The organism is Acinetobacter lwoffii, assembly GCF_022809915.1.
Taxonomy (GTDB): Bacteria; Pseudomonadota; Gammaproteobacteria; order Pseudomonadales; family Moraxellaceae; genus Acinetobacter; species Acinetobacter lwoffii_M.
The window spans coordinates 226,891-246,825 of record NZ_JALGQY010000001.1 but is presented as its reverse complement, the minus strand read 5'-3'; the positions used below and the strand labels follow the sequence as shown (position 1 = coordinate 246,825).

The 19,935-nt window shown below is 45.3% G+C and carries 19 protein-coding genes; 7 read left to right on the top strand and 12 right to left on the bottom strand.

Going from position 1 to position 19,935, the window contains the following annotated elements; all coding sequences use genetic code 11:
* Positions 1 to 216: 216 nt before the first annotated feature.
* Complete coding sequence (locus tag MTX11_RS01190; RefSeq protein ID WP_243474175.1) at positions 217 to 1,032, bottom strand: NAD-dependent epimerase/dehydratase family protein; 816 nt, start codon at positions 1,030 to 1,032, stop codon at positions 217 to 219.
* A gap of 33 nt (positions 1,033 to 1,065) precedes the next feature.
* On the opposite strand from MTX11_RS01190, the gene recG reads away from it, so the two are divergent.
* Both recG and MTX11_RS01180 read left to right on the top strand, forming a co-directional pair.
* On the top strand, positions 1,066 to 3,111 hold the full coding sequence (gene recG, locus MTX11_RS01185; RefSeq protein WP_222112293.1) for an ATP-dependent DNA helicase RecG: 2,046 nt from the start codon (positions 1,066 to 1,068) through the stop codon (positions 3,109 to 3,111).
* Positions 3,098 to 3,733: a ComF family protein gene (locus MTX11_RS01180; RefSeq protein WP_243474174.1), complete on the top strand. Its 636-nt coding sequence runs from the start codon at positions 3,098 to 3,100 to the stop codon at positions 3,731 to 3,733. The genes recG and MTX11_RS01180 overlap by 14 nt, the downstream gene beginning before the upstream one ends.
* A gap of 4 nt (positions 3,734 to 3,737) precedes the next feature.
* On the opposite strand, the gene MTX11_RS01175 is transcribed toward MTX11_RS01180, so the two are convergent.
* Together MTX11_RS01175 and MTX11_RS01170 are read right to left on the bottom strand one after the other, a co-directional pair.
* A complete protein-coding gene (locus MTX11_RS01175; protein WP_153567182.1) occupies positions 3,738 to 4,139 on the bottom strand; it encodes an NUDIX hydrolase in 402 nt (133 codons plus the stop codon).
* A 26-nt stretch (positions 4,140 to 4,165) separates the two neighbouring features.
* On the bottom strand, positions 4,166 to 4,756 hold the full coding sequence (locus tag MTX11_RS01170; RefSeq protein WP_243474173.1) for an LOG family protein: 591 nt from the start codon (positions 4,754 to 4,756) through the stop codon (positions 4,166 to 4,168).
* Positions 4,757 to 4,908: 152 nt separating this feature from the next.
* Between MTX11_RS01170 and MTX11_RS01165 the strand changes: the two genes are divergently transcribed.
* Positions 4,909 to 5,922 carry a CorA family divalent cation transporter gene (locus MTX11_RS01165; protein ID WP_005248226.1) on the top strand — a complete coding sequence of 338 codons (1,014 nt, stop codon included), beginning with the start codon at positions 4,909 to 4,911 and terminating at the stop codon, positions 5,920 to 5,922.
* Positions 5,923 to 6,028: 106 nt separating this feature from the next.
* Here MTX11_RS01165 and MTX11_RS01160 read toward each other — a convergent pair whose 3' ends face one another.
* The 8 genes from MTX11_RS01160 to dxs form a co-directional block, all read right to left on the bottom strand.
* A complete protein-coding gene (locus tag MTX11_RS01160) occupies positions 6,029 to 6,319 on the bottom strand; it encodes an STAS domain-containing protein (RefSeq protein ID WP_243474172.1) in 291 nt (96 codons plus the stop codon).
* Between the two features lie 12 nt (positions 6,320 to 6,331).
* Complete coding sequence (locus tag MTX11_RS01155; RefSeq protein ID WP_243474171.1) at positions 6,332 to 6,967, bottom strand: MlaC/ttg2D family ABC transporter substrate-binding protein; 636 nt, start codon at positions 6,965 to 6,967, stop codon at positions 6,332 to 6,334.
* 18 nt (positions 6,968 to 6,985) lie between these two features.
* Entirely contained in the window at positions 6,986 to 7,663 is a 678-nt protein-coding gene (gene mlaD, locus MTX11_RS01150) for an outer membrane lipid asymmetry maintenance protein MlaD (RefSeq protein ID WP_243474170.1), read from the bottom strand.
* The gene (gene mlaE / locus MTX11_RS01145) at positions 7,663 to 8,442 is read right to left on the bottom strand and encodes a lipid asymmetry maintenance ABC transporter permease subunit MlaE (RefSeq protein WP_004281531.1); all 780 of its coding nucleotides are present in this window, start codon (positions 8,440 to 8,442) and stop codon (positions 7,663 to 7,665) included. The genes mlaD and mlaE overlap by 1 nt, the downstream gene beginning before the upstream one ends.
* Positions 8,439 to 9,257, bottom strand: a complete 819-nt coding sequence (locus tag MTX11_RS01140; protein ID WP_004645032.1) for an ABC transporter ATP-binding protein — start codon at positions 9,255 to 9,257, stop codon at positions 8,439 to 8,441. The genes mlaE and MTX11_RS01140 overlap by 4 nt, the downstream gene beginning before the upstream one ends.
* 405 nt (positions 9,258 to 9,662) lie before the next feature.
* Entirely contained in the window at positions 9,663 to 11,453 is a 1,791-nt protein-coding gene (locus MTX11_RS01135) for a DEAD/DEAH box helicase (protein WP_243474169.1), read from the bottom strand.
* 552 nt (positions 11,454 to 12,005) lie between these two features.
* Positions 12,006 to 12,836, bottom strand: coding sequence for an inositol monophosphatase family protein (locus tag MTX11_RS01130; RefSeq protein WP_004281534.1), 831 nt, complete (start codon positions 12,834 to 12,836; stop codon positions 12,006 to 12,008).
* Positions 12,837 to 12,950: 114 nt separating this feature from the next.
* Entirely contained in the window at positions 12,951 to 14,861 is a 1,911-nt protein-coding gene (gene dxs, locus MTX11_RS01125) for a 1-deoxy-D-xylulose-5-phosphate synthase (protein ID WP_243474168.1), read from the bottom strand.
* A gap of 309 nt (positions 14,862 to 15,170) precedes the next feature.
* On the opposite strand from dxs, the gene ribA reads away from it, so the two are divergent.
* Positions 15,171 to 15,773: a GTP cyclohydrolase II gene (gene ribA, locus MTX11_RS01120; protein ID WP_004281536.1), complete on the top strand. Its 603-nt coding sequence runs from the start codon at positions 15,171 to 15,173 to the stop codon at positions 15,771 to 15,773.
* A gap of 139 nt (positions 15,774 to 15,912) precedes the next feature.
* Here ribA and hemN read toward each other — a convergent pair whose 3' ends face one another.
* The gene (gene hemN, locus MTX11_RS01115; RefSeq protein WP_243474167.1) at positions 15,913 to 17,286 is read right to left on the bottom strand and encodes an oxygen-independent coproporphyrinogen III oxidase; all 1,374 of its coding nucleotides are present in this window, start codon (positions 17,284 to 17,286) and stop codon (positions 15,913 to 15,915) included.
* Between the two features lie 238 nt (positions 17,287 to 17,524).
* On the opposite strand from hemN, the gene hemF reads away from it, so the two are divergent.
* The 3 genes from hemF to aroE all read left to right on the top strand — a co-directional run bounded on the left by hemF (position 17,525) and on the right by aroE (position 19,710).
* The gene (gene hemF / locus MTX11_RS01110) at positions 17,525 to 18,481 is read left to right on the top strand and encodes an oxygen-dependent coproporphyrinogen oxidase (protein WP_243474166.1); all 957 of its coding nucleotides are present in this window, start codon (positions 17,525 to 17,527) and stop codon (positions 18,479 to 18,481) included.
* 134 nt (positions 18,482 to 18,615) lie between these two features.
* The gene (locus MTX11_RS01105) at positions 18,616 to 18,822 is read left to right on the top strand and encodes a hypothetical protein (RefSeq protein WP_004732323.1); all 207 of its coding nucleotides are present in this window, start codon (positions 18,616 to 18,618) and stop codon (positions 18,820 to 18,822) included.
* A gap of 99 nt (positions 18,823 to 18,921) precedes the next feature.
* Positions 18,922 to 19,710 carry a shikimate dehydrogenase gene (gene aroE, locus MTX11_RS01100; RefSeq protein ID WP_243474165.1) on the top strand — a complete coding sequence of 263 codons (789 nt, stop codon included), beginning with the start codon at positions 18,922 to 18,924 and terminating at the stop codon, positions 19,708 to 19,710.
* Positions 19,711 to 19,935: the final 225 nt, after the last annotated feature.

The following is a 19,935-nucleotide window of genomic DNA, read 5'->3' as shown; positions in this document are numbered from 1 at the left end:
TAAGGCCTCTCTTTTCTTATTTTAGAATTTATAAGAAGTGAAAATTGGGAAGCTAATGCCGTTATTTAAATACGAGCACTCCCTCTCCTGAGCGAGTTTTAAAGCACGGCTTTTAAAACGAAGCGCAAGTGAGGATAGGGAGAGGTCTTTTAAATAAAATCCTACCCTAACCCCTCCTTTGAAAAGGAGGGGGATTCCTCCCTTTAAAAAGGGAGGCTAGGAGGGATTATTTTTCCTCATCAACCCCAAATAATCCTCATAACAATCTGGATGCTCTAACTCAAATCCCATTTTTTGCATTCGGGTCGCATAAAGCTTCTTACCTGTCACCTGCTCACTTTCTACTTTAAGCAAAGGAAGCCCCATCTGCTTTTGGAACCATTGCAATATTTCATGCATTAATTTTGGATCGTTGTTTGTCACAATATAAGAATTTTCAGGATGTTCCACGTGAATCATCTGTGATAAGAAACGTGATAAATCTTCAATGTGAATCCGGTTGGACCAGTGCAGATTCGGATATCTCAACATCGAGGCGGCCATTTTTTGTAGGCGTTCTACCGATGCTCCATAAATCCCACTTGGACGAATGATGGTACATTTCTCAGGATAAGCAGTGAAATAAGCCTGCTCCATCTGCTGCAAGATTTTGCTCTGAGCATCATTCGGGTGAATTTCAGTTTCGTCATCTACGATTTCACCGGAATTTTGCCCATACACTCGTGTCGATGACACCACCACAATCCGTTTCACCGGATGCTGTTTCAAGGCAGAGACAATAGGTTGAACCGAATCCAGATAAGTTTGCTGATAACCTTCAACCGCACTTTGTTTTGGACTAAGTAATATATAGACCCAGTCAATTGGTGCAACTGCAGTTAAATCCAGTTGATGCACATCCTGAATCAGATGAGTTGCGAATGAATCTGTTTTGGGACTCTGGCTAATTGTGCTAATTTGATGACCTTGCTCAAATAGTTGTTTAGCCACACGTCGGGATGTTTTACCATAACCGATAAATAAAATATGCATTGAGCACCGAATCACAAATCTGGTTGAGGGGACATGGCTGCAGTCCATCAGTTACAAGGCGTTGGCAATGCCGCCGCTGCATTACTCGAAAAACTAAATATCTTCAATACTGATGATTTGCTTTTTCATCTACCACGTGACTATGAAGACCGTAGCACGATCATTCCTATGAATCAATTGAGCGTGGGACGCAGCTATCTGCTGGAAGGCATCGTTAAAGGTGTGGATTTTCCACCTGGCAAACGCAAATCCATGGCTGTGCTGCTGGATGATGATTTTGGCAAAGTCACTTTACGTTTTTATCATATTTATAAAGGCATTACCGACCGCTGCAAACTAGGTAACCGTTTAAGAATTTTTGGTGAAGTGCGGGTCGGTGCGCGCGGTCTGGAAATGTATCATCCCGAACTGCAAGTCATTACTGAGGACACACCTTTACCTCAAACCCAGCTCACGGCGATTTACCCTGCGACTGAAGGCCTGACCCAACCCAAAATACGGGATTATATTCAGCAGGCCTTGGCTCAATACAGCGACCATCTGCCTGAACTACTGCCAGCAAAATTTAGCAATGGTTATGCACTGAAACAGGCACTGGAATATATCCATCACCCGCCAGTCAATGCCAATATGCTGCAACTAGCACAAGGCTCACATCCTGCACAGCAGCGCCTGATCTTTGAAGAACTGGTAGCGCATCAGATCAGTTTATTGACACGTCGGGCCTTTATTCAGCAAGTCGAAGCGCCTTCATTTGCGCCCAGTAAAACCTATGCCAAACAGCTCTTAGCCAGTCTGGCTTTTGAAATGACCGGTGCGCAAAAACGTGTATCCAGAGAAATCGTGCAGGATTTAAAAAGCAATAAACCGATGTTGCGTCTGGTGCAAGGCGATGTCGGCGCGGGTAAAACCCTGGTGGCTGGTGTCGCAGCTTGCCATGCACTGGAAGAAGGCTGGCAAGTTGCATTGATGGCACCGACCGAGATTCTGGCCGAGCAGCATTATCTGAACTTTAAACGCTGGTTTGAGCCTTTGGGCTTAAATGTAGCCTGGCTTTCCGGCAAGCAGAAAGGTAAAGCTCGCGCAGCAGCAGAACAGCTGATTCGGGACGGAAGTGCCCATCTGGTCATCGGCACCCATGCGCTGTTTCAGGAAAATGTCGAGTTTGCCAAACTGGGTCTGGTGATTATTGATGAGCAGCATCGCTTTGGTGTGGATCAGCGCCTTGCTCTCAGAAATAAAGGGCTAGATGGTATGTCACCGCATCAACTGGTGATGACGGCGACTCCGATTCCACGCACACTGGCTATGTCTGCCTATGGTGATCTGGATACCTCTGTGATTGACGAGCTGCCGCCGGGCCGTACCCCGATTCAGACCGTGACCATTCCATTAGACCGGCGCGAAGAAGTCTTGCAACGGATTGCCAGCAACTGTGCTGAAGGCAAGCAGGCCTACTGGGTGTGTACACTGGTAGAACAGTCCGAAACTTTAGATGCCCAAGCTGCAGAAGCCACTTTCGCTGAAATTCGCGAGCGCTTTCCTGCGCTGAATATCGGACTGGTACATGGCAAGATGAAAGCCGATGAAAAACAGGCGGTAATGCAGCAGTTTAAAAATAATGAATTACAGCTACTGATTGCCACCACCGTGATCGAAGTCGGCGTCGATGTACCCAATGCCTCCATTATGGTGATTGAAAATGCCGAGCGTCTGGGTCTATCTCAATTGCATCAGCTACGTGGCCGGGTCGGTCGTGGCGCCAAAGCTAGCTTCTGTGCCCTACTGTATAAACATCCGCTGTCGCAAAATGGTCAGGAACGCTTAAGAATCATGCGCGAAACCAATGATGGTTTCATGATTGCCGAGAAAGACCTGGAATTGCGTGGCCCAGGTGAGCTGCTCGGGACCAAACAGACTGGCGACATGAATTTCCGTGTGGCCAAACTGGAACGTGATGATCACCTGCTCAATCAGGCACATTATGTGGCCCAGCAGATGCTCAAGGATTATCCTGATCAGGCCGAAGCATTATTGCAACGCTGGCTACCGGAAGCACCGCGCTATGCCTATGTTTAAATTACTGCAACACGGAAAATCCTGGCTCACCCGCTTACAACCCTGTCAGCTGTGTCTGACTGATCATCAGTCCATTCATTCAGTCTGTGAAGATTGCTGGCAACAATTACCGTGGGCACATCAAACTCTTCAACGTCAGGAAATGCAGTTCCAGATTGCCTGCAACTATGCCTACCCGATGGATCGTTTGATTCAACTGTTTAAATATGAACAAAAACTGCATTTGCAAAATTTACTGGCAGGTGCACTGTTAAGTTTAGACCTGCCTAAAGTCAGTGCCGTAGTACCGATGCCGATCTCGAATGAGCGTCTGGCCGAGCGCGGTTATAATCAATCTCTGGTGCTGGCCAAACATGTGGCGAAACAGTTGAATGTACCCATCTGGCAACCGATTACCCGACTAAAACAACATTCACAGAAAGGTCTAAGCCGGCTGGAGCGGATTGAAGATATCCAGTCGCAATTCCAGATCAGCACCACATCCAAGCTACGGTATCGTCGGGTGCTAATTATTGATGACGTAGTGACGACTGGCAGTTCGATTCGAGCCCTTAGCCAAACACTTGAACAACTGGGCTGTCAAAAAATTTATGCAGCCTGTCTGGCCGGTACGAAAATCTGAGCATTCACACCTGAGCGAGTAACTGTGACTTCACCCATGGAATGACAACTTCAGTGGTCAAGGGTGCCAGCAAGACCTGCTTTTCATCCAGATCGACCCATTTCATTTCAGCGATTTCCGCGTCAATTTTTGGCGCTTGATCCAGACTTACCCAATAGACATAACTCACCAGTTGATGATCAGGTTCATTCGCTGTCTGGGTTTCAAAACGCCCGATGAATTGCTGAATCTGTGCCTGTGTGCCAATTTCTTCCTGAATTTCACGCAACATCGTTACTTCTGGTGCTTCATTGGGTTCCAGCTTGCCACCAACCTGCATAAAGCAGGATGTTCCTTTCTTGCGAACCACCAGCAGTTGCTGCGCTTCATTTAAAATAATGGCTGCGGCCACGGTAATCACTTTCATTTTCTATAAATCATGCTGTGGACAGCTTATTTTACTAAATCAGTCTGATCAACCATACCCCATTTCGCTTCAGGCGGCTGATAACTTTCAAATTGACGTAAAATATCCTCCAGATCATCACTGACAATTAAAGCATCGCTAAAGCGCGCTTTGGTAAAACCTTTCTCAGTCGTCATATGGATAAATTTGAGTAAATCATCATAGAAACCATCGACATTTAAAAAAGCACAAGGCTTTTTATGAATTCCCAACTGTGCCCAGGTCCATTGTTCAAAAATTTCTTCCAGTGTTCCTGCACCACCCGGAATGGCAATAAATCCCTGTGCCAGTTCCGACATGCGGGTTTTACGCTCGTGCATATTATCGACCACAAATAGCTCGGTAATATGCGGATGCGCCAGTTCACGATTGACCAGCTGTCTTGGAATTACGCCAATCACCTTGCCACCAGCAGCCAAAGCACTATCAGCAACAATACCCATCAAACCGGAACGACCACCGCCATAGACCAGCGTCTGATGCCTTGCTGCCAAGGTCTGGCCAACCTTTTCGGCGATCTCGGCATAGAGAGGATCCGAGCCCAGTGCTGAACCACAAAAAATTGCGATAGAATTCATTATTTCACTCTCCAATTGACGCTATATTGTACGAAATCGCTGCAAGCGCGTTTTTTCCAAAAATAACTGCTTAATATCAGTGTTTTTATTCAATTCCTTGTCTAAAATACACCCATTCCAATTCACATACTGCGCCAGGGAGAAAAGACAGCATGCTTGAAGCCTTTTACGCCACAGAGCGCGGTAGCTTAGAAGATATCACGATTAACGGTGATTTCGACCTACATCCAGATTTAGTATGGCTTGATCTGATTGCACCTTCACAAGAAGAGCAGCAATGGATTCTAGATGCCTATGCGCAAAATTTACCGACCTTAAAATCGCTGGAAGATATTTCCTCGAGTGCCCGATTTTACCGTGATGATGACGGTATTTTGCATATCAGCACCTATTTTTTAACCAAAAATAAAAACTATCAGGTCGAGAACGAAAACGAAGATGAATCCAGCATGCTGGCGACGGTGCAAACCGTAGCATTCATTCTGCATAAGGACCGTCTGTTTACCTTGCGTGGCGAAAAGCTGGTGGCCTTTCGTGCCTTCCGTGCTCGTGCACGCCGCAATGATTATGAAATCGATTATAAAGATCCGACCTGGATTCTATTGGGGCTGCTCGAAGCCAAACTTGATGAACTGGCCGACATTCTGGAAGATGTCCATAAAGATTTAGAAAAATATTCAACTGAAGTGTTGAATAACCGTCATCGTGAACAGATTCTCGATCTGGATGACATGATTACCCGTCTGGCTCAACTGGAAGATATGCTCGGTAAAGCGCAGCTTTGTCTGATCGATTTACGTCGTGTTCTGACTTTCCTGTCTCGTCCACGCGCCTTGGGCAGTCATATTTATGATGCGGATATCCGAGAACTCAGTGAAGATGTACGCTCGCTGGTTGAACATGATGCTTTCCTCTTTCAGAAAGTGCGCTTTCTGCTCGATACCACGTCCGGATTTATTAACACCGAACAGAACGATACGATTCGTCGATTCTCAATCCTGCCAAGTATGCTCGCGCCACCGATGCTGATTGCCAGTATTTATGGGATGAATACCGAAGTTCTGCCTTTTGCACAAGGCACCATGAGCTTCATTATGGTCAGTATTATTTTAATCGGATTTTTGATTGGGCCATTGATTTACTTTAGATGGAAGAAATGGATTTGAGCGAGCTTTAAAGCACTGCTTTTAAAGCGAAGCGCAAGAAACGCTCCTAATCTGACCCATGCTTATTTGAAAAACAATAAAAAAGCACCTTTCGGTGCTTTTTTATCTACTGAATGATCTGTAAATCATCCTGTAAATGACAGGCCTGAATGATATTCATCATTTTAGCAGGAACAGCTTTAAAATGTAGTCCTTGCGCTTGAGGCGTCTGGCGCAACCAGCGCACCAGAACAGCCAAAGCCAAAGTACTCCCTTGTTCAAGTCCAGCCAGATTAACTACTACAGGAAACTTGTCCTGTGACTGAATGACACGCAAACCATCTAGGTAATAGTTCTGCGCATTGTCAGCATCAATCTTGCCCGAAACCTGCAGTTCCAGATTATTGAATTGAATCACAGCTCACCTATCTTATTTTTTCTTGTCAATTGCCGCTTCAGCATCTGGCTTGAAGTTAGCAATAGCTTTATCCAGGTTACCACCATTACGTTTTACTGTAGCCGCAAACTGGTTACGGAACTGCAGGCCTAGGTCAATACCAGAAACATTGATGTTACGGATTTTCCATTGTGAACCTTTATCAACCAGCTGGAAGGCAACCGGAATTTTCTCGCCTTTGTTATTAAAGTCGATAGTCACCACAGGATTTTTGCTGTTAGTCGCCTTATAAGGACGTACGCTGTAAGTCTGGTTACTGAACTTCGAGAAAGCCGCACCATAGTTTTCAATCAGGGTTTCACGGAAGTTCTTTTCAAACTGTGCACGCTGCGCCGCAGTACTATACTGGTTCGTCGCATAAGTCCCCATCACAATACGCGTGAAAGACTGTGAATCAATGTATGGATCCAGATTCTGGCGGACAATCGCTTTGACCAGCGCTGGATTGTTCTGCAATTTTGCGTTATCAGCTTTGAGGCGCTCAATCAAACCATCTGCCACTTTTTTAATAAAAGCAGGTGGCGCTTCAGACGGTGCAGCAAACACTGTACCAGCAACCATTGTTAAAAGAATGCTTGTTGCAAGCGTTTGTTTTACTAAAGTCTTCACTGAAATCTCCTCAATCTATTATTCAACAAATGCAGGTTCTGCATCAGTCGATTCTGAAACTGTCGCCTGTTCTGGGGCAATTTCTTGACTATCCGACGATTTACCGGCACCGCCAGTAATGAACTTCGTCACTAAATCTTCAATTTCCATGGTGCCTTGGGTATTGGCAATCTGATCACCGCGTTTCAAATAGTTCAGACCACCACCTGGAATAATTTTCAGGTATTTTTCACCCAATAACCCATTGGTCGCTACCATAATATAAGCATCCTCATCAATATTGGTGATGGATTTCATGTTAGCTAACAGTTGTTTTTCCATGTCTTTTTGTTGCGCAAGGGTAGCAGCAGTATAGTCTGAACTATAACGTAACTCTTCCAGTGCTTCCTGCTGAACCTGCTTTAACTGTTCAGTATTAAACGAGGTCAAGGAGCCATCCAGGGTCATATGCACGGTCGCCAGACGCGTGACTGGATCCAGGGTAATGTCATCCACTTGCCCCACTTTCACACCACTCAATGCCACTTTGGCACGTGGCTTGATCCCATTTACATTTTCAAACGTTGCCGTCATTTTATAGCTGTCGGAAATATTGTGTCCGACCAGACCACTGACACGCATCGCCAGGAAAAATAAGGCAATACCAAACAAAATAACAAAAACACCAACGGCCAGCTCACTAGTACGTGATTTCATTAAACACCTCCGAACATGACCGCAGTCAACACAAAGTCAAAGCCTAAAACGCACAGTGAAGAATACACGACTGTACGCGTTGTAGAAGTTGCAATACCTTCCGATGTCGGGACACAGGCATAGCCTTGGTACACCGCAATCCAAGTACAAATTAATGCGAATACAAAACTTTTAATAATGGTGCCATTCAAGACATCTTTATAGAATTGCACGCTGCTTTCCATGCCGCTCCAATAAGCGCCTTCATCGGCACCCAGGAAATCTACCCCGACCATTTTACCGCCCATAATGCCAACTGCGGCAAAGATGACGGAAAGCATTGGCAAGCTAAAAATCCCTGCCCAAAGACGCGGCGAAATCACCCGCTTCAATGGATCGACACCGATCATTTCCATACTGGACAATTGTTCAGTAGCTTTCATCAGGCCAATTTCCGCAGTCAAGGCTGAACCGGCACGTCCTGCAAATAGCAAAGCAGCGACCACAGGTGCCAGTTCACGCAGCAAGGTCAACGCGACCGCCGTTCCTAGCATCGACTCACTACCAAAGGTCGACAAGATGCTAAACATCTGCAAACCAAGCACGGCACCAATAAACAGGCCAGAAACCACAATAATCAGCAGGGACAATACCCCAACCCGATACATCTGATAAATAAACAGCTTTACGCCAAGCCAGGTCGGCATGGAAAATAAAATCTGCAACAGCATCAGGGTCGCGACCCCAATCCCCTGTACACGTTCAATAACGCGTCTACCTAATGCGGCAATTGCATTCATGAACGAACCTCATCACTTAAATAAGCTTGATGACTAAACTGATAATCCACCGGACCTTCTACCGAACCGGTCAGGAATTGCTGTACAAAAGCAGATGGATGCGCTTTCAGCTCTGCCGGCGTGCCCTCGCCCTGAATTTTGCCTTCTGCCACCACATAGATGTAGTCTGCAATCGATAAAGTTTCTGCAACATCATGCGAGACAATAATCGTGGTTAAGTCCAGTGCTTCACGTAATGAACGGATCAGACGAGTCAAAACGCCCATCACAATCGGGTCTTGTCCGGCAAACGGTTCATCGTACATGATCAACTCAGGATCTAGTGCAATCGCACGGGCCAAAGCCACGCGTCGGTTCATACCACCGGATAGCTCAGACGGCATCATCTGTTCTGCACCACGTAAACCGACTGATTCCAGCTTCAATGCCACGATTTCCTTAATCAGATGTTCCGGCAATTTGGTATGGGCACGAATCGGAAATGCGACATTTTCATACACGCTCATATCGGTAAACAAAGCACCGCTCTGAAACAACATACCCATCCGTGCACGTGCTGAAAAAAGTTCGGAACGTGACATCGTGGCAATATCTTTGCCGTCTAATAAAACCTGACCGTGCTCAGGAACCAGCTGCCCACCAATCAGTCTTAATAAGGTGGTTTTACCAGTACCAGATGGTCCCATAATGGCGGTAATCTGCCCACGACGAATATTTAAACTCACGTCGTCATAAATCACGCGCTCACCCCGCTTGAAGCTCAGATTCTTGACTTCAATCAGAGATTGAGTATCTCGCGCTGTTTGATTTTTCATAGCTGAGTTTATTCCTGCATTTTTTCAGCATGCATACTATAAAGGAACGAAGTTCAAAATGTTAGCAGTTGAAAAAGGTGGTTTAATATCATAAAAAATGACAACAATGGATTATTTCGTATTTTTTGTAATAAAAATATGCACTTAAGCTTGAGCCAGGTACATTGATTAATTAAAAAGACTGTATAAATAATAGATAATATTACATAAAATCAAAGTCAATGCGATATATGGCATATACACCTCTATCAATTGAGATCGAAGAGTTAAGCTTTTCATATTAATAATTATCATAACCCTGACAAAACATGATTTAGTAGACATTTTACGTTAAAAAGCAAAAAACTCAATGCATAAAAAAAACCGGTATTTCTACCGGTTTTTTATCTTCATCTAGCGACTGAATTAGTCGTTAAATTTACGACGTGGACGATCTTCACCACCGAACGAACGTTCACCACGTGGCTTGTCATCAAAGTTGCGACGTACTGGACGATCACCAAAATCACGTTTTGGACGATCATCACCGAATGAACGCGCTGGACGATCACCGAAACCACCTTCACGACGTGGAGCTGGACGATCACCAAAATCACGTTTTGGACGATCACCATAACCACCTTCACGAGCTGGTTTGTAGTCTACACGGTTGCCACGGTTGTCATCATTAGAGCGAGGACGGTCACCAAAACCACCTTCACGACGTGGAGCTGGACGATCACCGAAGTCACGCTTTGGACGGTCATCAAACGAACGTTGTGGACGATCACCGAAACCGCCTTCACGACGTGGAGCTGGACGATCACCAAAGTCACGACGTGGACGATCTTCGCCAAATGCTGGACGTTCGCCACGAGGTTTGTCATCGAAGCTACGACGTGGACGATCATCACCGCCTTCACGACGTTTGAAGTTGCTTTCGCCTTCAAAACGACGACCACCACCGAAACCACCACGACCGCCATCACGACGACCGCCATCACGGCCACGACCGCGACCAGCGCCATCACGGCTACCACGTGCAGGAGGTGGAGATGGCTCAAGACCTTCAATTTCAGATACGTTTAGACGCGCATCAAGGAAGTCTTCTAAAGCACGGATTTTACCGCGTTCACGGTAAGTCGCCAAAGTAATGGCTTTACCAGTACGACCCGCACGACCTGTACGACCGATACGGTGTACATAGTCTTCATTCTTCATTGGAAGACCGAAGTTAATTACGTGTGAAATAGTTGGTACGTCAAGACCACGCGCTGCAACGTCAGTTGCAACCAAGATCTTCGCACGACCTTCACGGATGCTGCGTAAACGACGGTTACGAACAGTTTGTGGCATAGCACCGTGAAGTGCTACAACTGATAGACCTGCTTCAGCAAGTTCTTCAGCCAACATATCTGTGTCTTCTTGAGTTGACGCAAATACTACTGCTTGATCAACGTCTTCTTCGTTCAACCAGTGAGTAAGAAGTTTTTTCTTGTGCTCGAAACCGTCAGTCCAATGCAAAGTCTGAGTAATATCAGTATTTGTAGAGTGACCAGTTTCGATCGAAATACGCATTGGATCATTCATCATGCGTTCTGCAAGTGTAATGATACGTGGTGCAAAAGTCGCAGAGAACATAAGAGTTTGTTTGCGGTTTGCAGCCAATTCACCAATTGCTTCTAAGTCTTCAGAGAAACCTAGGTCAAGCATACGGTCAGCTTCATCGACGATTAACGCGTCAACTTTATCCAATTTGATTTGACGACGATTCACCAAGTCAAGTAGACGACCTGGAGTTGCAACAACAACTTGCGCGCCTTTTAACTGTTGAATTTGCTTACCGAAAGGCATACCGCCCATGATTGCCGCAATACGAACACCTTTCATGTGACGTACAAATGCAATCGCGTCTTGACATACCTGTTGTGCCAATTCACGAGTCGGTGAAATCACCAAAATATTCGGTTGAGTAACCGCTTTCATACGGTCTTTAAACGGTACTAATGTATCTTGGTTTGCCAACGCATTTAACGTAGGAAGTAAGAATGCAGCAGTTTTACCAGAACCTGTTTGGCTTGACACAAGAAGGTCTTTGCCTTCAAGCGCAGCTGGAATCGCTTGTTCTTGTACAGGAGTAGGAGTAGTAAAGCCTAAAGCGTCGAGAGCCTGTGTTAGAGATTCGTCGAGGGAAAAATCAGCAAAAGTTTTGCTCATAGAGAGTATTCACCCTGAAGTGGGTGCTCCATTTAATAAATAACAATTATGGACATCGGCAAAAAGCGGCACAGCAAATAATGCTGAAAATATTAGGATTCAGCAGCGATCCGAGTAACGACGATGTGGATATAACGCACGCATGATTACGGCCGCAAACCTGAAGGAATCGCTTAAGCGATTGGGGCGCGAAGGATATGTCCTCTCTATGGACAGCACGCGCATACAATGATTAGAAGATAGTGTTCAGGTAAAGAACAGAAATTAAGTGCGTGGCGGAATTATAGCAGAATATTCCACAATGTCATTAAGTTTTAAAACTAATTTCCCTTATTCTTAATTTATTTATATATTTCTAATACTTAAAATATAATAAAAAATGTAACAGGCGGTATAAAAAGTCACTTTTCGCCAATTCACCTGATATTTCCAGTATTCAAGCAAACATCAATACCCCTATACCAGTCTCTCGCGACTTAAATTTCCGTGCATAAAAAAGGCATCCCGAAGGACGCCTTTTCTCAATATTAGATCTGATTCATCTAAACCCGATTATTTTGCGGCTTCGCCCCAAGCAGGAACAACTGCTTGCATTAAAGGCTTAAGCATTTTCATTGAACAAGCCAAAACTTGACCATTTTCCATAGAGTCGCTACCACCACGTGCATCAACTACAGTACCGCCTGCTTCTTTCACGATCAATTCGCCAGCTGCGATATCCCAAGGCTTTAAACCAAGTTCGAAATAACCATCGAAACGACCTGCAGCAACATAGGCTAAATCCAATGCTGCAGAACCTGAACGACGATATTGCGCGCCAGCTTCAGTTACGTTTAACAGGGTTTGAAAATGATTCTTGGCATAAGACACAACTTCGCCATTACGCTTGGCACGATAAGCGTGACCAACAGCCATAAAGGTATTTTCCAGGCTGTCTTTTACATTCACACGAATACGGCGCTGGTTCATCATGGCACCACGACCACGACTGGCAGAGAATAGCTCATCTTTCACCGGGTCATAAATCACCCCGTGTTGAGTAATGCCTTTGTGCTGAACTGCGATAGAGATACAGAAATGCGGGAAACCGTTAATGAAGTTTAAAGTACCATCTAGCGGATCGATCACCCAACACCAATCGGCGTCATGACCTTTACCTTCCTGATAGCCAAACTCTTCACCAAGGAAACTGTGATTTTTATAGCTTTTACGTAGGGTATCGATGGTCAACTGTTCCAAATAACGATCTACACGCGTTACCGGACCATCAATTCCTTTTTCTTCGACTTGTAGATCGAGTTTATGACGATTCTGATGCGCTTTTAAAAGCTCTTGACCAACTAACTGAGCCGCACGCGCAGCCATCACCACCATAGGTTCCATTGAACACCCACTACAAATTTGAAGACACTGATAAAGAATAATGCATAAAAGCCCCGATATCTTAGCAAATATCAGGGCTTTTTTGGGAAAAATGTGTCTAAAATTTTTAAGATATTATGACAAGACGCTTTGCCTCAGGCTGGACCAAGCCTGATTGATCGATTTTTCAATGCCTTGCGCATCCAGACCCGCTTGCTGCAACATCTGTGCATGGGTCGCTTGCGCCATAAACGTATCATCCAGACCCAGATTCAACATCGGTTTGACAATCTGTGCTTCTGCCAGATATTCATTCACGGCACTACCTGCACCGCCCATCACTGCATGTTCTTCCACCGTGACAAACAGACTGGTGCTTAAAGCGAGATCATCGAGCATTTGAGTATCCAGTGGTTTGACAAAACGCATGTTAACCACACGCACGCCAATCTCATGTTTCACGGCAAATGCTTCAGCAGCGTCGACTGCAGCCTGTACCCGGCTACCAAATGCCAGTACAGAAATATATTCATCATACTGCCCATTAAAGCTGGCCACAATTTCCGCCTGACCGATCGGAATCTCGATCATCTTTTGCTGGATATCGACGCCCAGTCCATTGCCACGCGGATAACGTACCGCTGCCGGCCCTGGATACAAATACGCTGTATGCAGCATTTGACGGCATTCATTTTCGTCTTTCGGCGCCATGATGACGATATTCGGGATAGTACGCATATAGGCATAGTCATAAGCACCGGCATGCGTCGGGCCATCTTCACCAACCAGACCGGCACGATCAATACCGAAAGTAACATCCAGATTCTGCAAAGCCACGTCATGTACCAGTTGATCATAACCGCGTTGCAGGAAAGTCGAGTAAATTGCAACCACCGGCTTCAAGCCTTCACAAGCCATACCGGCAGCCAAGGTAACCGCATGCTGTTCGGCAATCGCGACATCAAAGAAACGTTCTGGATATTCTTTGGCAAATTTGACCATGCCTGAGCCTTCGCACATCGCAGGTGTGATTGCGAGCAAACGGGCATCTTGTGCCGCTTCATCGCAAAGCCATTGTCCAAATACATCCGAATATTTCGGTGCAGTATTGCTGGCGGCAACGGCGTTGATTTTGCTAATCGCGTGATATTTGATTTGATCGGATTCTGCCGGAGCAAAGCCTTTGCCTTTTTTAGTATAGACATGAATCAGGCGTGGGCCTTTACGCTTTTTCAGCGCATTAAAGACATGCACCAGCTGTTTGACATCATGACCATCGTACGGGCCAAAATAGTCAAAGCCGATGGCTTGGAATAAGTTATCTGCAGCATCGGTTGCTGCACTGTGCAAACGCGAGTTATACAACCATTCTGGATGTGGCTGTACATATGCCTCACCCTGCTCGGTAACATTAACGAACTCACCGCGCTCCCAAATGGCAGCCAGATGTTTGGCAAAACCACCGGTACTGCAAGAAATCGACATATCATTGTCGTTCAGCACCACCATCAGATCAGCACTGTGTGCCACGGCATCATTCAAAGCTTCAAAAGCCATACCTGCCGTCATGGCGCCATCGCCAATAATCGATACCACTTCACACGGCTTGTTCTGATAACGACGTGCCAGCGCCATACCTAGGCCAGCAGAAATCGCCGTCGAAGAATGCCCTACCCCAAAGGTATCAAATTCAGATTCTTCACGAGCCGGAAACGCAGCCAGACCATCTTTGGCACGAATCGTGGTGAGCTGTTCACGACGACCAGTCAACACTTTATGCGGATAGGCCTGATGACCTACATCCCAGATCAGGCGGTCATGCGGTGTATTAAAGCAATAATGTAAAGCCACGGTGAGTTCAATCACACCAAGGTTGGCACCAAAATGTCCGCCACTTTGCCCGGCAGCATACAAAATGAATTGACGTAACTCATCCGCCACTTGTTCTAGCTGGCTTTGCTCGAGTGCACGCAGTTGCTCAGGATGATTGATCGCATCAAGCAACGGTGTTACAGGGCGTTGAGTTGGGATTTCTGTATACAGCATATTATGGCAAAGCCTTCTAAAGCCTGGCAAATCTAAAGCTAGGTCAATGGGGAGTACCCGATCATATAGCTGAATTGTAGCAGCTTCAATTCAGCTACGCTTCTAGCGATGCAATATTAAACAATGATCTCGTCGGGGTGAAAAAATTGCAGCCTACGATTATCCTGAATAATCTTACTATTTATCAACTATTATCGTTCGCTTTCTACAAAAAAGAAAATCTATTGCAGAATTTCGACTTTGCAATTCTACCAATGTTCAATCATTACGCTATACTTTAGCCAATTTCAGGATTTAACGGGTTCAGCTGTGCCAATCGAATTTGTCGCAACGTCAAGATTACCTACCGCTCACGGTGAATTTAAAATTACTGTATTTCAAGACCCTGAGACTGGCGAAGAACATGTCGCACTTTCCAAAGGACTTGAAGAAATATCAGATGAGCCTGTAGTGGTGCGTGTGCATTCTGAATGTTTAACCGGTGATGCCTTTGCTTCGCTCAAATGCGACTGTGGCCCGCAATTGCAAGCGACTTTAAAACTGATCAATGAATTGGGCCGCGGAGTCATTCTGTATTTGCGTCAGGAAGGTCGTGGCATTGGCCTGACCAATAAAATTCGCGCTTATGCTCTGCAAGATCAGGGACATGACACCGTAGATGCCAATTTAATGCTGAACCTGCCCGCAGATGCACGCCAGTATGATATGTGTAGCATCATGCTGGATCATTTACAGGTGAAAGCAGTACGCCTGGTGACCAATAACCCTTCTAAAATTGAGGCTTTAAAAGCCCAGGGAATTAACGTGATCGATCGTGTGCCTTTGACTGTGGGTTTAAACCCTTTTAATGAACAATATCTCAAGACCAAGCACGAACGCATGGCACATCTTTATAAAAAGGATGATTTTTAATATTTTTAAAACCCTGTCCTACCTTATTTTAACTTAATCCCTCCAAACCTCCCTTTCTTGCGCTTCGACTTAAAGCAATGCTTAAGTCTTGCTCGGGGAGGTTTTCCCTATCTTTCTTAAAAATGGGGTTAGGGGAAGATTAAATCGTCATCGAGAAAATCCGGTTCTCCGGTATGCGTCGCTTTAGACGTAAATCAAAAGCCATACAAATATTGCGTACAAATGGTTTCCCTTTCTCCAGAATCGTGACTGACGAGTCTGAAAATTGAATCAAACCATCCTGTGCCATTTCGTCAAGCTGTTCCAAAACCTCATCAATTTCAGGGAAAAGCATCTCGGAATTTTCCCATGAGGTGCTAAAGCTGCACATCAAATTTAGAATATGTTGCCGGATGATCAAATCTTCCTGATTTAAGACATGTCCTTTAAATACCGGAATTTCATTGCGCGCCAGGCATTCATAATATTCTTCAATGGTTTTCACATTCTGCGCAAAGCTGTACCAGCTATCACTGATTGAAGAAATGCCTAGCCCAATCATCACCTGGGTTTTAGAGGCTGTGTATCCCATAAAGTTGCGGTGCAATGTTCCCGCTTGAAAGGACTGGTACATCGCATCTTTCTCTAAGGCAAAATGATCCATACCGATTTCATAATAGCCATGTGCCAGAAGTTTCTTTTTACCCGCTTCATAGCATTCCCGTTTGATCGCATCTTTGGGCACATCGGCATCTTTAAAACCGCGCTGACCATTACCTTTAATCCAGGGCACATGTGCATAGCTATATAAAGCCAGACGGTCCGGCAAGAGCGAATTGGTTTGTTCAATAGTATTTAAAACATCATCCAGACTCTGAAATGGCAGACCAAAGACCAGATCATGGGAAATCGATTCATAGCCAATTTCTCGCGCCCATTCGGTCACCTGTTTAACATTTTCATAAGGCTGAATCCGGTGAATCGCCTTTTGCACGGTTTCGTTATAATCCTGCACACCATAACTGACCCGACGAAAACCCAGGTCATACAATCCCTGCAAATGTTCACGCGTAGTATTATTGGGATGACCTTCGAAACTGAATTCATACTCAGGCGCTACGTCTGCTTTGGCCAGAATGCCTTGAATTAGTTGAGCCAGATGTGCCATTGAAAAAAAGGTCGGCGTTCCTCCACCAAAATGAATCTCTTTAATGATGGGCTTTTCTTGTAATAACTCGCAATATAGATCCCATTCTTTCAGCAGTGCCTGAATATAAGGTTGTTCGACTTCATGGCGTTTGGTCACGCGCTTATGACACCCGCAGAAGGTACACAGGCTTTCGCAAAATGGCAGGTGGATATACAAGCTAATGCCTTCGCTTTGATTGGATTCATCAAAAGACTTTTTTAGCGTTTGCGTCCATTGTTCCAGCGAGAAATTCTGCTCTTCCCAATACGGAACAGTGGGATAACTGGTATAGCGTGGCCCGGGAACATTGTATTTTTGAATCAGGGAATTGACCTGTACCGACATGACACCCACCTATTACCGTCGAGAAATGCTCAAGCCAATGAGCGCTTGTGAGTTATTGTGCTGAGCTTGAAAAAAGAATTCAACCTAGCCATTTAGTCGGATTTAATGATGCATTCTGCTTATAAATAGTGGAATGTAATGTCTGGGCTGATGAATTGCATCACCAAATTAGACCTTAATCTTTGACTGATTTTATGCTTTGATGTCGTTAGTTTTTTATTTCCCTACGAGGGCTCTGATGCAGCATCCTACATCTACGGATATTCAACGCGTTCGTGAATTTCTCATCGACTTGCAGGCACGGATTTGTGCAGCATTAGAACAGCAGGAACGTGCTGGCGGCGGTACGGCCGAATTTATCATCGATGACTGGGAGCGTCCAGAAGGTGGTGGTGGCCGTTCACGTGTTTTGCAAAATGGTACGGTGATTGAAAAAGGTGGGGTAATGTTCTCCCACATCAACATTTCCAAGCTACCTGCTTCTGCGACCGAACGCCATCCCAATATTGCCGGTGCCAAAGCGCAAGCAATGGGGGTATCACTGGTCATCCATCCAAAAAACCCGAATGTACCGACTTCGCATGCCAACGTGCGTTTATTTGTGGCTGAAAAAGAAGGTCAGGATCCGATTTGGTGGTTTGGTGGCGGTTTTGACCTGACCCCGTTTTATCCGAATGATGAAGATGTACTGTCTTGGCATCAAACGGCGCATGATCTGTGTGCGCCATTCGGCGAAGAGGTTTATCCTGAACATAAACAATGGTGTGATGATTATTTTTATCTGAAACATCGTGATGAACAGCGTGGCGTTGGCGGCTTGTTTTTTGACGACCTGAATCAATGGGATTTTGAAACCTGTTTCCAGTATATGCAGGCTGTAGGCAATGGATATCTAGAAGCCATTCTGCCGATTTTCCAGCGCAATCAGGATAAGCCTTATACCGAAGCACAACGCGAGTTTCAGTTATACCGTCGCGGCCGTTATGTGGAATACAATCTGGTTTATGACCGCGGCACCCTGTTTGGCTTGCAGACTGGTGGCCGGATTGAATCGATTCTGGTCAGCCTGCCCCCGCTTACCGGATGGTCATATCGCCCTGAATGGGATGAGGGCTCACCGGAAAAACGTTTAACAGATTACTACCTGAAACCACATAACTGGTTAACAGAATTAAAATCCAACGCAATGAAATGATACAAACGGCCCTCAAATAGAGGGCTGTTTTAATAGATATATCCTCTATACTGCTGCATAGAAATACCTGATTTGATCGCGGCACCCTATCGCTACATCGATCATATTCCATTTGATGTCTAGTGAGAATAACAATGCATAATCTTCAATTAAACCTACCTGTGTTGGCCTTTTGGCTTTTTCTGGCTCTCGCCATCAGTGCGATGAGTACCGCAATTTTGAGTCACAACCTGATTCTGGATGGCGCCGCTATTCTGGTGAGTATCCTGACTGGGCTTGGGGTTGTTCTCAGTATGGCGCTGATGTTTGCGGAACATATTATGGATATTTGCAGTTCCTAAAACCCGGATCACTTAACAGCAATTTAAAATCGCGCAGGCTTTAGTCTCTGCGCTTTTTCACGTATATTGATGGCCATTTCCGCACATGGACATTGTGAAATGAGCAAACAATTTTCCGTGATTGGTAACCCGATTGAACAATCACGTTCTCCAGAATTGCATCACGCCTTTGCTGCTAAAACTGGTGTCGACCTGAGTTACACCAAGCGTCTGGCGCCACTGGATGGCTTCGTAGCCAACATTCAGGAATTCTTTAGCAATGGCGGTAGTGGCATGAATGTCACCGTACCCTTTAAAGAACAGGCTTTTGCCCACTGTCAGGTGCTGAGTGAACGGGCCAAAATTGCCAAAGCCGTGAATACGCTATGGATGAAAAATGGCATCCTGCATGGCGACAATACTGATGGTCAGGGACTAGTTGAAGCCATCCGTGCCTTGGACTGGCCACTGGAAAATACCGATATTTTAATTATTGGTGCAGGTGGTGCCACGCGTGGTGTGATTTATCCACTCGCACAAGCAGGTGCGAAAAAAATTGTGATTGCCAATCGTACCTTGGCACGCGCGGAACAACTGGTCGCTGATCTTCAGAATGCCGTACCGCAAGTCGAATTACAGGCGATTTCACTAGACACTTTAGCCGGTGAATTTGATTTGATGATTAATGCCACTTCTGCCAGTCTCAGCGGTGATGCCCTGGTTTTACCGGAAACGCTACAGTTTAAACGGGCCTATGAAATGGCCTATGGCAAACCTTCTTCCTTTCTGGATCAAGCCAAGGCACGCGGTGTACCGACATCTGAAGGTTTTGGCATGCTGGTCGGTCAAGCAATTGAATCTTTTTACATCTGGAATGGTATCAAACCGGATTTAAAAGAGTTTCTTTAAAACCCCTATCTCTCTAATGAGTTCAGTTCGGGTTGCAACTGCAACCCTTTACTTCCCTCCTACTACTTTTTATAAGCTGAAAAACCATGGATTGGTTTTAATGACATTTTAAAATGAGTTATTTTGCCACCTGAATCCGAGCACAATTCATACAAAAATATACTGGACAAATCACCTTTTAACTCATTAAATTCCATTGATATAACAAGTTTTTAATCTTCCTGT

Excerpts from the sequence above, each read along its gene's own strand:
- hemN (WP_243474167.1), bottom strand. The coding sequence starts at position 17,286 with ATGTCGGTACAGGTCAATTCCCTGATTCAAAAATACAATGTTCCCGGG.
- MTX11_RS01180 (WP_243474174.1), top strand. The coding sequence starts at position 3,098 with ATGCCTATGTTTAAATTACTGCAACACGGAAAATCCTGGCTCACCCGC.
- MTX11_RS01165 (WP_005248226.1), top strand. The coding sequence starts at position 4,909 with ATGCTTGAAGCCTTTTACGCCACAGAGCGCGGTAGCTTAGAAGATATC.
- MTX11_RS01175 (WP_153567182.1), bottom strand. The coding sequence starts at position 4,139 with ATGAAAGTGATTACCGTGGCCGCAGCCATTATTTTAAATGAAGCGCAG.
- aroE (WP_243474165.1), top strand. The coding sequence starts at position 18,922 with ATGAGCAAACAATTTTCCGTGATTGGTAACCCGATTGAACAATCACGT.
- MTX11_RS01130 (WP_004281534.1), bottom strand. The coding sequence starts at position 12,836 with ATGGAACCTATGGTGGTGATGGCTGCGCGTGCGGCTCAGTTAGTTGGT.
- MTX11_RS01135 (WP_243474169.1), bottom strand. The coding sequence starts at position 11,453 with ATGAGCAAAACTTTTGCTGATTTTTCCCTCGACGAATCTCTAACACAG.
- MTX11_RS01105 (WP_004732323.1), top strand. The coding sequence starts at position 18,616 with ATGCATAATCTTCAATTAAACCTACCTGTGTTGGCCTTTTGGCTTTTT.
- hemF (WP_243474166.1), top strand. The coding sequence starts at position 17,525 with ATGCAGCATCCTACATCTACGGATATTCAACGCGTTCGTGAATTTCTC.
- recG (WP_222112293.1), top strand. The coding sequence starts at position 1,066 with ATGGCTGCAGTCCATCAGTTACAAGGCGTTGGCAATGCCGCCGCTGCA.
- MTX11_RS01190 (WP_243474175.1), bottom strand. The coding sequence starts at position 1,032 with ATGCATATTTTATTTATCGGTTATGGTAAAACATCCCGACGTGTGGCT.
- dxs (WP_243474168.1), bottom strand. The coding sequence starts at position 14,861 with ATGCTGTATACAGAAATCCCAACTCAACGCCCTGTAACACCGTTGCTT.
- MTX11_RS01140 (WP_004645032.1), bottom strand. The coding sequence starts at position 9,257 with ATGAAAAATCAAACAGCGCGAGATACTCAATCTCTGATTGAAGTCAAG.
- mlaE (WP_004281531.1), bottom strand. The coding sequence starts at position 8,442 with ATGAATGCAATTGCCGCATTAGGTAGACGCGTTATTGAACGTGTACAG.
- MTX11_RS01170 (WP_243474173.1), bottom strand. The coding sequence starts at position 4,756 with ATGAATTCTATCGCAATTTTTTGTGGTTCAGCACTGGGCTCGGATCCT.
- mlaD (WP_243474170.1), bottom strand. The coding sequence starts at position 7,663 with ATGAAATCACGTACTAGTGAGCTGGCCGTTGGTGTTTTTGTTATTTTG.